Source organism: Mycolicibacterium chengduense (assembly GCF_033741155.1).
GTDB lineage: Bacteria > Actinomycetota > Actinomycetes > Mycobacteriales > Mycobacteriaceae > Mycobacterium.
The window spans coordinates 606,287-619,959 of record NZ_JAWQNH010000001.1; the positions used below are offsets into that span (position 1 = coordinate 606,287).

The following is a 13,673-nucleotide window of genomic DNA, read 5'->3' on the forward strand; positions in this document are numbered from 1 at the left end:
ATGACTGATATCGCAGTGGTGGGCTTCGCGCACGCGCCCCACGTCCGCCGCACCGACGGCACCACGAACGGCGTCGAGATGCTGATGCCGTGTTTCCACCAGCTCTACGAAGAACTCGGCATCAAGCAGACCGATATCGGCTTCTGGTGCTCGGGGTCATCCGATTACCTTGCCGGCCGGGCATTCTCGTTCATCTCGGCGATCGACTCGATCGGCGCCATCCCGCCGATCAACGAGAGCCACGTCGAGATGGACGCCGCATGGGCGCTGTACGAGGCCTACATCAAGTTGCTCACCGGGCAGGTCGAGACCGCGCTGGTGTACGGCTTCGGCAAGTCCTCGGCGGGCACCCTGCGCCGGGTGCTGGCCCTGCAGACCGATCCGTATACCGTTGCGCCGCTGTGGCCGGACTCGGTGTCCATGGCGGGGCTGCAGGCCAGGGCCGGCCTGGATGCCGGTAAGTGGACGGCCGAGCTGATGGCCCAGGTGGCGCTGGACTCCTACGCCGCGGGTGGGCGCACCGATCGGGAAGAGGTCACCGGCAGCATCGGCGACCTGCTGTCCCGGCCCTACTTCGCCGATCCGCTACGCCGCCACGACATCGCCCCGATCACCGACGGCGCGTCGGCCATCGTGCTGGCGGCCGGTGACAGGGCCCGCGAGTTGCGCGAAAACCCGGCCTGGATAACGGGTTTCGAGCACCGGATCGAGACACCGATTCTGGGCGCCCGCGACCTGACGGTATCGCCGTCGACAGCGGCCTCGGCGCAGGCGGCGACGGGAGGCGATACCGGCTCGATCGACGTGGCCGAGATCTACGCACCCTTCACCCACCAACACCTGATCCTCAAGGAAGCGATCGGTTTGACGGACAAGACCAAGATCAACCCCTCCGGTGGTGCCCTGTCCGCCAATCCGATGTTCTCGGCGGGCCTGGAACGCATCGGTTTCGCCGCACAGCACATCTTCGACGGTTCAGCACAGCGGGTGCTGGCCCACGCGACCAGTGGGCCAGCGCTGCAACAGAATCTCGTCGCCGTTTTGGAAGGGAAGTAGCCGATGAGCCGCTTGCGCGAAGAGGAGAAGATCTAGTGGCGGGCAAGCTCGCAGCGGTGCTGGGCACCGGGCAGACGAAGTACGTCGCCAAACGCCACGACGTGTCGATGAACGGGCTGGTGCGCGAGGCCATCGACCGGGCGCTGGCGGACGCCGACTCCACGTTCGACGATATCGACGCGGTGGTGGTCGGCAAGGCGCCCGACTTCTTCGAGGGCGTCATGATGCCCGAACTGTTCATGGCCGACGCTGTCGGCGCCACCAACAAGCCGCTGATCCGCGTGCACACCGCAGGCTCGGTCGGTGGGTCGACCGCGATCGTCGCGGCCAGCCTGGTGCAGTCCGGTAAGTACAAGCGCGTGCTGACCATGGCGTGGGAGAAGCAGTCCGAGTCGAATGCCATGTGGGCGTTGAGCATTCCGGTGCCGTTCACCAAGCCGGTGGGCGCCGGCGCCGGCGGGTACTTCGCCCCGCACATCCGCGCCTACATCCGCCGCTCCGGCGCCCCCAACCACATCGGCGCCATCGTGGCCGTCAAGGACCGCCTCAACGGGGCCAAGAACCCGCTGGCGCACCTGCACCAGCCCGATATCACCGTCGAGAAGGTGATGCAGTCCCCGATGCTGTGGGATCCGATCCGCTATGACGAGACCTGCCCGTCCTCCGACGGTGCGGCGGCCATGGTGATCGGCGATGAAAACTCAGCGGAAGCGCATCTCGCCAAGGGGCACCCGGTCGCCTGGGTGCACGCGACCGCCCTGCGCACCGAACCCCTGGCCTACGCCGGTCGCGATCAGGTGAATCCGCAGGCCAGCCGGGATGCCGCCGCCGCGCTCTGGCGAGACGCCGGCATCACCTCGCCCATCGACGAGATCGACGCCGCCGAGGTCTACGTGCCGTTCTCCTGGTACGAGCCGATGTGGCTGGAAAGCCTCGGGTTCGCCCCGGAGGGCGAGGGCTGGAAACTGACCGAGGCCGGCGAGACGGCGATCGGCGGGCGGATCCCGTTCAACGCGTCCGGCGGGGTGCTGTCGTCGAATCCGATCGGCGCCTCGGGCATGATCCGGTTCGCCGAGTCCGCCATCCAGGTGATGGGCAAGGGTGGCGACCACCAGGTACCCGGTGCTCGGAAGGCGCTCGGCCACGCCTACGGCGGTGGTGCGCAGTACTACTCGATGTGGGTGGTGGGCGCCGACAAGCCGACGCCGAAGGGCTGACATGGCGGTCACCGATCCCGACCATCCCGCACATCTGGCGGGCAAGCGCTCCCGCGCCGCGGTGGCCGCGCGCGACAAGGAGGCGTGGCTGGCGGTGTTCGCCGACGACGCGGTGGTGCAGGATCCGATCGGACCGTCGTTCTTCGACCCCGAGGGCGCCGGGCACCGCGGCAAGGAAGCCATCGCCGCGTTCTGGGACAAAGCCATCGCCCCGACCGACAAGCTGGAATTCCATTTCGTCGACACCTTCCAGTGCGGTGACGAGGAGGCCAATATCGGCAGCATCGTCACCACCATGGGCGGGCACCGGATCACCACCGAGGGCGTGTTCACCTACCGGGTGAACGACAAGGGCGAGATGCTCGCCCTGCGGGCGTACTGGGAAGTGAGCCGGGCCGCGAGCACGGCAACACCTACCTAGGCTCTGTACGGTTGTCGGTAGTTCCGACGTCAACCTTCCCCACGAGTCAATAGAGCCCAGTGTTTCGCTTCCGCTTCGCCGTTCTCGCCCTTCTGTCAGCCCTGCTGATCAGCGGTTGTACCGCCCCCGACGGGAGCACTCCCGCGGCGACCAGTCTCCCGGGACTACCCGCGCAACCCACCTCCACCAGCACCTCGGCACCGTCCAAACCGAAGGCCGCACCGGACTACCAGAAGCTGCTGATCACCGCCGACGACCTCAGTGACGCCGAGGACACCTTCCACCAGCAGTCGGCGCAATCCCAACCTGACGGCATGCCCGGTGCGAGCGCCTTCTTTGTCAACGACGAGGACACCCGCGCCATCAGCACGGTGGTGCTGGTGTACCCGAACGCCGCGACCGCCGCAGCCACCCTGCAACAGGCCCAGGCGACGCTGCCCTCGCTGGTGGCCGGCGGCACTCCGCAGCCCATCGCGGTCGGTAATGGCGGCATCGTCGTCCGAGGGGCCAAGCCCGAGGAGGACAAGTCGGTCACGCTGATGTTCTTCACGGTGGACCGCGCCCTGGTGCGACTGGAGTTCCAGAGCGCGATCGGCGATCCGACGACCGATCAGTTCGTCACCAATGTCGGCAAGATGCAGGCGATCGCCCTGCGCACCGGGCTGGCTACTGCCCTGTGAGTACTTCGGTGAGGCCTTCCCGGTAGCGGCGCGCCAACTCCTGGTAGGCCTCGCCGTTGGTCTGGACCCAGGTCTGCGCACCGGTGCCGGCGATCGGACCCTTGACCTTGGCCGGGACGCCGGTGACCAGGACTTCGTCGGGCACCTTTGTCCCGCCCACCACCAGCGCATGCGCGGCGACCAGGGTGCGTGCCCCGATCACCGCGCCGTCGAGCACCGTGGCGTGGTTGGCGATCACCGCATTGCGGCCGATATGCGCGCCGTGGATGACACAACCGTGCGCGATGGTCGCCCCCGGGCCGACATCGACCGGGATTCCGGGTGGGGCGTGCAGCACCGACCCGTCCTGCACGTTGGCCCCTTCCCGGATGATGACCGGTGCGTAATCGGCCCGCAGTACGACGTTGAACCAGACCGATGCGCCCGCGGCGACATGCACATCCCCGACGAGGGTCGCCGTCGGCGCGACGAAGGCGTCCGGGTCCACCACCGGGGCCCGGCCCTCGAATTCGTAAAGAGGCATGGTTCACATATACCGCAGGTGGGCATACCCGCGTTGCGCGATGGAGGAGCAAAACTGTAACGTGTTCTAGTTAGAGAGACCGATACGGGAGGCCCACCGTGAATACCGAATCTGCCGCCGCCATCAGGGAGATCGACACTGGCGCCCTGCCAGATCGTTTTGCGCGTGGCTGGCACTGCCTGGGGCCGGTACGGCAGTTCCTGGACGGCAAGCCGCACCCGGTGCAAGCGTTCGGCACCAAACTGGTCGTTTTCGCCGACTCACAGGGTGAACTCAAGATCCTCGACGGGTACTGCCGCCATATGGGCGGTGACCTGTCGCAGGGCACGATCAAGGGCGACGAGGTGGCCTGCCCGTTCCACGACTGGCGCTGGGGTGGTGACGGCAAGTGCAAGCTGGTCCCGTACGCCAAGCGCACGCCGCGCCTGGCCCGCACCCGCGCCTGGCACACCGACGTCCGTGGCGGCCTGTTGTTCGTCTGGCACGACCACGAAGGCAACCCGCCGCAGCCCGAGGTGCGTATCCCCGAGATCCCGGAGTTCGCCAGCGACGACTGGACGGACTGGCGGTGGAACTCGATGCTGATCGAGGGCTCCAACTGCCGCGAGATCATCGACAACGTCACCGACATGGCGCACTTCTTCTACATCCACTTCGGGTTGCCCACCTACTTCAAGAACGTCTTCGAAGGCCACATCGCCTCGCAGTACCTGCACAACGTCGGCCGGCCCGACATCGGTGGCATGGGCACCGCCTACGGCGAGGCGCACCTGGACTCCGAGGCGTCCTACTTCGGCCCGTCGTTCATGATCAACTGGCTGCACAACAACTACGGCGGCTTCAAGGCCGAGTCGATCCTGATCAACTGCCACTACCCCGTCACCCAGGACTCGTTCATCCTGCAATGGGGTGTCATCGTCGAGAAGCCCAAGGGCATGGACGAGGCCACCACCGACAAGCTGGCGTCGGCTTTCACCGACGGTGTGAGCAAGGGCTTCCTGCAAGACGTCGAGATCTGGAAGCACAAGACCCGGATCGACAATCCCCTGCTGGTCGAGGAGGACGGCGCGGTCTACCAGATGCGCCGGTGGTACCAGCAGTTCTACGTCGACGTCGCCGACATCACCGCGGACATGACCGACCGCTTCGAGATGGAGGTCGACACCACGGCCGCCAACGAGAAGTGGCATGTCGAGGTCGAGGAGAACCTCAAGCGCCAGAACGAAGCCGCGACCCAACCGACCCAATGACCACCCACAACGAGCGGGCCCAGACACCGGATGTCGACAATCTGGCCCGTTCGATGCTGGAACTGCTCGGCCATGACGAGCACGACCAGCCTGTCGGTACCGGAGCGCCGGCGGCCGGATCCTGGTCCAAGGCACCGGATTTCACCGGCGATCCGCAGCGGGCCGCCGAGGTGCGGGAGGCCACGGCGCGGGATCGCGAGCGCTACCTGACCTCGGGCCTGGTGTCGGTGGACTGCCGGTTCTGTCATGTCGCCGTACAGGTGAAGAAGCTCGGTCCGGAGCACACCTCGGTGCAGTGGAACAGCGACGCCACACAGCGCTGCGCCGTGTTCGGCGAGATCCGGACCGCAGGGGGCGATCCCGCCAGGACCCGGTCTTGTCCCAAGCTGACCGATAGCATCAGGCATGCCATCGCAGAAGGCTGTCTGGAAGAGGTGTCGAGCGCGCCGTCGCCTGGCGACGGCTAGCTGCATCGCCGCGGTCGCGCTGACCGCCGGCCTGACCGGGTGCACTCGCCTCATCGACACCGCGGTACCCCATTCGGCGCCACGGGTTGGCCCCATTCTGGCCACCCAGGTGGGTGATCTGCTCAGCAAGCAGGCCAAGGGCAAGGACGGCAACCGGTTCGTCACCGTCGAACCGGCCTCCTGCGCGGGCGTGGCCCGTGAGCAGGACGCCCCCTTCATCGTCGATCACCATCCGGCCGCCACCGACGGCGGGCACTGGGTCACCACGGACGGCCACGAGGTGTACGTCGAGGAGATCGTCGCCGTCTACCCCTCGGACTTCGATCCCGGGGCCGCCGTCGACGGGGCACGTGCTGCCCTGGCGTCGTGCGGGGACACCCCGTTCAGCGTCACCGATATGAAGGGCCGCAAGTACCTGTTCACCATGGGGCCGGCACCGGCCGATCCGCGGTCTCCGGACATCGTGGTGTGGTCATTCCACGCCGCCGACTGGGCATGCGACAACGCCTTCGTCGCGGCACACAACGCCGCCGTCGAACTGACCACCTGCGGCCCGGTGAACGGTTACAACGTCGGCGCGCTGGCCAAGGACGCACTCAAACGTATTGAACAGCTGGCCAATACCGCCGCGTGACGGTCACAATCCGGTGAACCGCTCCTTGACCTGCTCAGCGGTCAACCCGTAGTCGGCCAGTGAATAGGTGTGCTTCGGTGCACGCGGCCCCTGCTGGCTCTTGGCGTGGCTGTCGGCCATGGCGTGGCGCGCCGCATCGGTGAACTCGATCCCGAAGGTCCGGTAGATGCCCTCCACCGCGCCGATCGGATCCTTGACGAACTCGAAATAGTCGACATCGCAGAACTGAGCCGGATCATGCTTGGCCCGCTCGGCGTTGAACAGTTCCAGTCCGCGTGACCAGGTTTCCATCGAGTCGGCCCCGATCACCTCGCCGCGGAAGGTGTTCGACCAGCCCTCGGTGGTGTGCTGGGCCAGCGAGCACATGGACGCCATGATCGTCTCGGCCGGCCGGTGGCACTGCACCACCAGTGCGTCGGGATATGTCGCGAACAGCGCGTCGAGTGCGAACAGGTGACTGGGATTCTTGAGTACCCACCGCTTTTCCGGCTCGTTGAGTCCGATCAGCTGCAGGTTGCGGCGATGCCGCTGATACGACTTGGTCCAGTCCTGCTGGGCCAACCACCGCGAGTAGGTGGGGATGTGCGCCAGCGTCTCGTACGACACCGAGTGCAGCGACTGGCGCAGCAACTGCCAGCACTCCTCCACCTCGTCGGCGGTCATGAAGTGCAGGCCGGTGTAGTCGGGATTCTCCTCGTGCGCTTTGCTGAACTGAGCGTCCAGTTGCGCGAAAACCGGGTTCTGCGTCCATGTTTCCCGTGGCGGGCGAGGCTGCGGGAACTCGGCCAGCCACAGTTCCAGGCCCTGGTGTGCGGGGTCGGCGGTGAGCAGCCGATGGATCACCGTCGTGCCGGTGCGCGGCAGCCCGGTGACGAAGATCGGTCGCTCGATCGGGACGTCGGCGTGCTGGGGGTACTGCTTGAACGCCGCTTCGGAAACCAAGCGGGCGACCAACGCATTCCTGACGAAGAAGCGCTGCATCTTGCTGCCGAGCTCGGTGAGGTCGGCCTCGCGCTGGTAAGCCTCCAGCAGGACGGCGAGCGCCTCCTTGTAGTTGTCTTCGTCGGGGCCGAAATCGTCGAGACCGCAAGCCTTCACGGCCGATGCGTGCAGGTCGTCGACAGTGCCTACATTGGTTCTCGGGCTCATGATCAGTACTTGTACTCTCCGCAGTTGACATCCAGCGTCTGTCCGGTGATGCCGCTGGACAGATCGCTGGCCATGAACAGGATCGCCGAGGCCACTTCGTCCTCGGTGGGCAACCGCTTGAGGTCGCTGTTGGCCGCGGCCGCCTTGTAGATCTCGTCCACCGTGGTGCCGTATTTGCCGGCCTGGTGCTCGAAATAGCTCTGCAGTGTTCCACCCCAGATATACCCGGGCAGAACGGAGTTGACCCGGATGCCGGCCTCGCCGAGCTCACTGGCCAGCGACTGGGACATGGCCAGCAGTGCGGACTTGGCCAGCTTGTAGGCACCCTGTTTGGGATCGGAGTGCCGGACCACCATCGAGTTGACGTTCACCACCGAGCCTTTGGCCTCGGTGAGTGCGGGGGTGAAGCCCTGGATGAGCCGCAGCGCGCCCAACACGGTCAGTTCGACGGTCTCCCGAATGTGGTCGTAGCTGGTCTTGGCGAACGGTTTCATCGACGGAACTCGGAACGCGTTGTTGATCAGCACGTCGATCTTGCCGTAGGCCGCCACCGATTCCGAGACCAGATTGGCAACCTGCTGGTCATCGGTGATGTCGGTGCCGATGGCCACCGCCCGCCGGCCCAACGCGGTGACCTGCTTGGCAACATCGTCCAGCCGCTCCACGGTGCGCGCGGCCAGCACCACATCGGCACCTGCCTCGGCACATCGGCGGGCCAGCGTGGTGCCCAGTGCCGGCCCGACACCGCTGATGACGACGACCTTGTCTTGCAACAGTCCGGACATCTAACCCACCATTCTTTCGCCGATTTGCTTCTGCCGCAGCGCGATCCGGGCGCGCCAGTCATCTTCGGAGATCTTGTTCGATTCGTGGTAGGGCAGCTTCGCCGGCACCTCGGCCAGGTCCACGATCTCGGCGGTCGGGCCGTCGGCCTCGGTCAGCTCACGTGACACCCGCTGCCACCGGAACTGCAGGTAACCCTTGCGGTGCCCGAGGGTCTCGCACCAGTTCGTCACCCCGGGGTTCGCATCGGAGACCACGATGCGGATCTTGCCGTCCGGATCGGCTTGGGCCTGAGTGCCGTTCAGCGAGGTCTGGTGGTTGATGTAGTCCAGCGAGATGTACCAGAGGCTGCCCAGCTGGAAGCCCAGATACGGCGCGTCCGTGACAGGCAGCGTGATCAGGACCGCCTGGTCGGGGGTGATGTCGTAGTGCCCGACCGACGAGTACTGGGTGGCCAAGCCGCCCGGGGTCAGGCGTGGCGCGGTCAGCGTGTTGACCGGCAGATTGTCGTAGAACCATTTGGGGAACTGCAGCCACGTCTTGACCCGTTGCACCAGTTGGGTGCCCGCCACCGCGAAACGCTTCTCGATCAGTTCACGGGTCAGCGGCGGTGGCGCGGTGCCTGCGGTGTCGGTCCGGGCGATGGCGAAGGAGCCACGCTGGGCCGACCAGTCGTTGTAGACCTCGCGGATCACCAATTGTGACGGCGCGTCCGGGGTGAACCGCCATTCGAAGGTGCCGTCGGCGGCGATGTCCAGTTTGCGGTCGTCGAACGCGGTCTCACTGTCGGGCACCACCTTGTCGGTGTACTCGCCGCCGAGCAGCTGGAAGCTGACGTCGGTCGTGGTCCCACGCCGCCCCGTCACCACGTATTCATGACCAGCCTGCACGCGGGTGCCGAAGTACATGGTGTCCGGATTGTCCAGGCCCATCTTGTTGAACGGACCGGTGCCGGTATGCAGGAAAGGGTGATCGCGGTCGTAGTCGAACGCGATGTGGGTGCAGGCCGAGATGCCTCCGGCGAGGTATTGCAGACCTTCCATCAGGTCGGCCTCGGACTCGATGAAGTGCGCCTCGCGCACCAGGCGCTCGGCCTCGGCGATGGCGTCCAGGAATGGCTGTGCGTACATCTCCATCCGATCCCCGCGTTCCAATATTGGAACACGGTGGTAGAGTTTCCGACCTGAGACTAGAACGCGTTCTAATCCGCGTCAACGAAGGGGTCGCCATGCCACTGCCGGAACCGGCCGGGCGCGCCTCACCCCCGACGGCTCGAGTGGTGGCGGTACTGGAGTTCCTGGCCCGCCATCCCCATGACCGATTCGGGCTGTCCGAACTGGCCCGCCAGGTCGGCCTCAGCAAGCCCACCTGCCTGGGCATCGTGACGACGCTCGCCGATGCCGGCTATCTCGTGCGCGACACAACCGAGAAGACGTATCGATTGGGCCCTGCGCTGATCGCGCTGGGGCACACCGCGCAGGAATCGATGCGGGTCAGCCCCGCCGCGCGGGCCGAGCTCGGGCGCCTCAGCGAGACATTCGCCGGCACCGCGGCGCTGTCGGGCGTCGTGGACGACCGGATCACCTTGCTCGAGCTGGTCGCGCCGACCGGCACCCCGCCGGCGGTCAGGGTCGGCCAGAGCTATCCGTTCGCCCCGCCGGTCGGGCTGATGTTCGTGTTGTGGGACGAGCGGGCCGTGCGCGACTGGCTTGCCAAGGAGCCGACCATCCCGCTGCGTACCGACAGCGAGCGCCTGGACCGGGTCATCACCGAATGCCGGCGCACCGGATATCTGGTGGAACGCCTCACGCCCGGCGGACGACGGCTCTACGCCTTGATGGCCGGGATGTCGAGCACGCTGCCCGACGAATTGCGGGCACTGCTGGGCGAATTGGTGTCCGATATCGGCGAGCGCGTCTACCTGCCGAGCGATGAGCCGCTTGCGCGAAGAGCAGAGGGCAGCGATGAGCCGCTTGCGCGAAGAGCAGAGGGCAGCGAGGCGGACCCCCACGCCCGCCACGATGTCAGCGTCATCGCCGCCCCGGTGTTCGACCACCACCAACGCCAAGTCATGGTCGTCTCACTCCAGGTCGGCCATGCGCTGACCGAACCCGAGATCACCCAGCGGGCGCACGCCGTGATGGCCACCGCAGGCGCACTGACGGCCCAATTGGGCGGTACCGCACCCGGTCCCGACGCCACACACTGACCATACATTTGCTCGATTGGTGTATGGTCGTGCCGTTCGAGCACCCATCTCCGGAAGAGACACGCATGCCATCCCCAGACCAGATCCAGCACACCGTGGCGCGATACGTCGAACTCGTCGCCGCCCATCAGCCCGAGGCCGTCGCGGACCTGTTCGCCGTCGGCGCCACGATCGAAGATCCGGTCGGCTCCGAACTCAGGACCGACCGCGCGTCCTTCGTCGAGTTCTACAGCGTGATCGCCGGCATGGAGGAGACCACGTCAGAACTGCTGTGGAGCCGCGTGGCCGGGGATACCGCAGTCTTCGAGTTCCGCTTGCGCGTCAGCACCGCCGGTAACGGCTACGAGGTGCAGCCGATCGACATCATGACCTTCGACGACTCCGGGAAGATCGCCACCATGCGTGCGGTGTGGGATCCCGCGACCGATATCAAGATCCTCTAGGCGCACGCAAAATCGTTTCCCCTGAACCGCTTTCTGTGCTGCGATGGCAGCCATGGCGGATCCGATCTGGCCTCTGGCAGAACTGGAGGTGACCACCCCGAACCTGGTGCTGCGCTACATCACCGACGAGCTGGCCACCGAATTGGCGGTGCTGGCGGCCCGCGGCATCCACGATCCCGCCACCATGCCGTTCTCCGAGCCCTGGACCGACGTCGCGTCACCGCAGCTGGAACGCAATACCTTGCAGTACTTGTGGCGGTGCCGAGCCGAGGTCACGCCCGAGCACTGGGACATCCCCCTCGCCGTAGTGGTCGACGGTCGGGCCGTCGGGGTGTGCACGGTGCACGCGGAAGACTTTCCGCAGCGCCGCTCGGTGACGACGGGATCGTGGCTGGGCCGCGCCCACCAGGGCCGCGGCATCGGTAAGGAGATGCGTCAGGCCGCGCTGCACCTGATCTTCGCGGGGATGGGCGCCCAGCAGGCCCGCACTCGTGCGTGGCATGACAACGCGGCATCGCTGGCCGTCACCCGTTCGCTGCCCTACGTACGCACCGGCGACGCGGTCGAGCCCCGGCGCGACCGCGGGGACGTGATCATCTCCTTCGCGATGAGCCGTGATCGATGGGAAACCATCCGGCGCAGCGATATTCGACTCGACGGCGTCGAGGCGGTCGCCGGTCAGCTGGGGTTCTCAGCGCACCGCAGCGAACGCGAACGGCAGGACGGCTGAGGCGCCGGCGCGGCGCACCACCCGGGCCGCCATGGTCAGCGTCCAGCCGGTGTCGGTGACATCGTCGACCAGCAACACCGGGCCGGTGTCGATCTGGGCGGGCGGGTCCCAAGCGTCCCGCAACCCGGCCACCCGATAGGCCGAATTGGCCGCGGTGATCGGCCGGTGCCCGGCCCGGTAGTCGAGCACGCCGAGGTCGGTCAGCCGGCCCAGCTGAGCGAGCCGCGCCGCCAGCGAACGGATCAGCAGCGGGCGGGTGGCCGAATCCATGGCCAGCACTGCGGTGGGCCGGGTCGTCCAATTCCACGCCTTGAGCACCTCGACGGCCGCCTGCACCAGGTCGTCGGGCACATCGCCGTCGGGCTCGTCGAGCAGCCGCCGCAGCCGGGTCCCCCACCCGAGGTCGGTGAGCCGGCCGATCACCCGGCCGGGCTCGGGTCCGTCCGGGATACGTCCGGACAGCTCGACACCGATGGCCGCCAGCCCGGTGGGCCATTGCTTACGCGGGGCGAGCTCCACGCCGGGCCGCATCAACTGCGCCCGGGCCGACTCGGCTGCCGCCGAGTCCACCGTCGACGCGTATCGCGGGCCGGTGCAGTTGTCGCACCGCCCGCAGCAATGATCGGCGGTCAGCTCGGGATCGTCGAGTTGCCGGCGCAGGAAGGCCATTCGGCACTCGCTGGTCGACTGGTAGTCGAGCATGGCCTGCTGCTCCCGTTGCCGGGCCTCCGCCAGCCGGCGGTAGCGCGGCTCGTCGTACTCCCAGGGTTGCCGGGTGCTGATCCAGCCGCCCTTGACCCGGCGGACCGCGCCATCCACATCGAGCACCTTGAGGACCATTTCCAGGCGAGACCGGTTGAGGTCGACCAGCGGTTCCAGTGCGGCCGTTGACAATGCCCGGTCGGCCTCCAGCGCACCGATCACCTTGCGCACCATGGCTTCCGACGGGAAGGCCACCGATGCGAAGTACCGCCAGACGTCGGCGTCCTCACGCCCTGGCAGCAGGATCACCTCGGCGCTGGCGGTGGCGCGCCCGGCTCGGCCCACCTGCTGGTAGTAGGCGATCGGCGAGGACGGGGCCCCCAGATGCACGACGAACCCGAGATCGGGTTTGTCGAATCCCATGCCCAGTGCCGACGTCGCTATCAGGGCCTTGACCCGGTTGGCCAACAGGTCGGCCTCGAGTTGTTCCCGCTCGGCCGCTTCCGTCGACCCGGTGTAGGCGCCGACCTGATGGCCACGCTCCCGCAGCAGCGTGGCGATGTCGTGTGCCTGGGACACCGTGAGCGTGTAGATGATGCCCGAACCGGGCAGCGAATCCAGTTGGGCGGCAACCCATGCCGCGCGTTGTGCGGGACCGCCGGCTTGTACCACCGACAGCCGAAGCGACTCGCGATCGAGCCCGCCGCGCAGCACCAGGGTGTCGGCAGCGGCCGCATTGTCGGCACCGCCGACGCCAGCTGCATTGTCGGCACCGCCGACGCCGACGCCCAGCTGCGCCGCAACGTCTGCGACCACCCTGTCGTTGGCCGTGGCTGTGGTGGCCAGAACCGGTATATCGGAACCCAGTTCGCCGATCAGCGTGCGGATGCGGCGATAGTCGGGGCGGAAATCGTGGCCCCAGTCCGAGACACAGTGCGCCTCGTCCACCACCACCAGCCCGGCATCGGCGGCCAGCGCCGGCAGCACCGCATCGCGAAAGTCGGGATTGTTCAGCCGTTCCGGGCTGACCAGCAACACGTCGAGCTCACCCGCGGTCACCCGCTGATGCACGTCGTCCCATTCGGTGACGTTGCTGGAGTTGATGGTCGCAGCGGCCACCCCGGCCCGTTGGGCGGCGGCGACCTGGTTACGCATCAGCGCCAGCAGCGGCGACACGATGACCGTCGGACCACGCCCGGCGGCCCGCAGCAGTTTGGCGGCGATGAAGTACACCGCCGACTTACCCCAGCCGGTGCGCTGCACCACGAGTGCGCGCCGCCGGTGCACCACCAGCGCCTCGATGGCCGTCCATTGATCGTCGCGCAGCTCGGCGCCCGGGCCGGCGAGTTGTTCCAGGATCGCCTGTGCCTCGCAGCGTGTTGGCATGCCCCCATGATGCCGGGCGGCCG

15 protein-coding genes are annotated in these 13,673 nt (G+C 67.1%); 10 read left to right on the forward strand and 5 right to left on the reverse strand.

Annotated features, from left to right (window positions below; translation table 11 throughout):
* Genes SBI67_RS03085 through SBI67_RS03100 form a run of 4 tightly spaced genes read left to right on the forward strand, consistent with a single transcriptional unit; the run spans window position 1 to window position 3,374 of the window.
* Window positions 1-1,056, forward strand: coding sequence for a thiolase family protein (locus SBI67_RS03085; protein ID WP_318979134.1), 1,056 nt, complete (start codon window positions 1-3; stop codon window positions 1,054-1,056).
* 35 nt (window positions 1,057-1,091) lie between these two features.
* Window positions 1,092-2,273: a thiolase family protein gene (locus tag SBI67_RS03090; protein ID WP_318979135.1), complete on the forward strand. Its 1,182-nt coding sequence runs from the start codon at window positions 1,092-1,094 to the stop codon at window positions 2,271-2,273.
* Window position 2,274: 1 nt separating this feature from the next.
* Window positions 2,275-2,694: a nuclear transport factor 2 family protein gene (locus SBI67_RS03095; RefSeq protein ID WP_318979136.1), complete on the forward strand. Its 420-nt coding sequence runs from the start codon at window positions 2,275-2,277 to the stop codon at window positions 2,692-2,694.
* 59 nt (window positions 2,695-2,753) lie between these two features.
* Window positions 2,754-3,374 carry a hypothetical protein gene (locus tag SBI67_RS03100; RefSeq protein ID WP_318979137.1) on the forward strand — a complete coding sequence of 207 codons (621 nt, stop codon included), beginning with the start codon at window positions 2,754-2,756 and terminating at the stop codon, window positions 3,372-3,374.
* Here SBI67_RS03100 and SBI67_RS03105 read toward each other — a convergent pair.
* On the reverse strand, window positions 3,361-3,897 hold the full coding sequence (locus tag SBI67_RS03105) for a gamma carbonic anhydrase family protein (RefSeq protein WP_318979138.1): 537 nt from the start codon (window positions 3,895-3,897) through the stop codon (window positions 3,361-3,363). The genes SBI67_RS03100 and SBI67_RS03105 overlap by 14 nt on opposite strands.
* 98 nt (window positions 3,898-3,995) lie before the next feature.
* On the opposite strand from SBI67_RS03105, the gene SBI67_RS03110 reads away from it, so the two are divergent.
* The 3 genes from SBI67_RS03110 to SBI67_RS03120 are packed head-to-tail and all read left to right on the forward strand — an operon-like array spanning window position 3,996 to window position 6,248.
* Window positions 3,996-5,147, forward strand: coding sequence for a 3-ketosteroid-9-alpha-monooxygenase, oxygenase component (locus tag SBI67_RS03110; RefSeq protein ID WP_318979139.1), 1,152 nt, complete (start codon window positions 3,996-3,998; stop codon window positions 5,145-5,147).
* The gene (locus SBI67_RS03115; RefSeq protein ID WP_318979140.1) at window positions 5,144-5,614 is read left to right on the forward strand and encodes a hypothetical protein; all 471 of its coding nucleotides are present in this window, start codon (window positions 5,144-5,146) and stop codon (window positions 5,612-5,614) included. The genes SBI67_RS03110 and SBI67_RS03115 overlap by 4 nt, the downstream gene beginning before the upstream one ends.
* Complete coding sequence (locus SBI67_RS03120) at window positions 5,553-6,248, forward strand: sensor domain-containing protein (protein WP_318979141.1); 696 nt, start codon at window positions 5,553-5,555, stop codon at window positions 6,246-6,248. Before SBI67_RS03115 ends, SBI67_RS03120 begins: the two co-directional genes overlap by 62 nt.
* A 3-nt stretch (window positions 6,249-6,251) precedes the next feature.
* Here the strand turns inward: SBI67_RS03120 and SBI67_RS03125 are convergent, their stop codons facing one another.
* From SBI67_RS03125 to SBI67_RS03135, 3 genes are read right to left on the reverse strand one after another with little or no spacing between them, the layout of a single operon-like run.
* Window positions 6,252-7,397 (reverse strand): sulfotransferase family protein, encoded by a 1,146-nt coding sequence (locus SBI67_RS03125; RefSeq protein ID WP_318979142.1) that lies wholly within the window; start codon window positions 7,395-7,397, stop codon window positions 6,252-6,254.
* Window positions 7,398-7,399: 2 nt separating this feature from the next.
* Window positions 7,400-8,182, reverse strand: coding sequence for an SDR family oxidoreductase (locus tag SBI67_RS03130; protein ID WP_318979143.1), 783 nt, complete (start codon window positions 8,180-8,182; stop codon window positions 7,400-7,402).
* Complete coding sequence (locus SBI67_RS03135) at window positions 8,183-9,310, reverse strand: hypothetical protein (RefSeq protein ID WP_318979144.1); 1,128 nt, start codon at window positions 9,308-9,310, stop codon at window positions 8,183-8,185.
* 98 nt (window positions 9,311-9,408) lie between these two features.
* On the opposite strand from SBI67_RS03135, the gene SBI67_RS03140 reads away from it, so the two are divergent.
* From SBI67_RS03140 to SBI67_RS03150, 3 genes are all read left to right on the forward strand, one after another.
* Window positions 9,409-10,389, forward strand: coding sequence for an IclR family transcriptional regulator (locus tag SBI67_RS03140; RefSeq protein ID WP_318979145.1), 981 nt, complete (start codon window positions 9,409-9,411; stop codon window positions 10,387-10,389).
* 65 nt (window positions 10,390-10,454) lie between these two features.
* On the forward strand, window positions 10,455-10,832 hold the full coding sequence (locus SBI67_RS03145) for a nuclear transport factor 2 family protein (protein ID WP_318979146.1): 378 nt from the start codon (window positions 10,455-10,457) through the stop codon (window positions 10,830-10,832).
* A 52-nt stretch (window positions 10,833-10,884) separates the two neighbouring features.
* Window positions 10,885-11,562: a GNAT family N-acetyltransferase gene (locus SBI67_RS03150; RefSeq protein ID WP_318979147.1), complete on the forward strand. Its 678-nt coding sequence runs from the start codon at window positions 10,885-10,887 to the stop codon at window positions 11,560-11,562.
* On the opposite strand, the gene SBI67_RS03155 is transcribed toward SBI67_RS03150, so the two are convergent.
* The gene (locus SBI67_RS03155) at window positions 11,524-13,650 is read right to left on the reverse strand and encodes a RecQ family ATP-dependent DNA helicase (protein WP_318979148.1); all 2,127 of its coding nucleotides are present in this window, start codon (window positions 13,648-13,650) and stop codon (window positions 11,524-11,526) included. The two genes, SBI67_RS03150 and SBI67_RS03155, sit on opposite strands and share 39 nt — an antisense overlap.
* Between the last annotated feature and the right edge of the window lie 23 nt (window positions 13,651-13,673).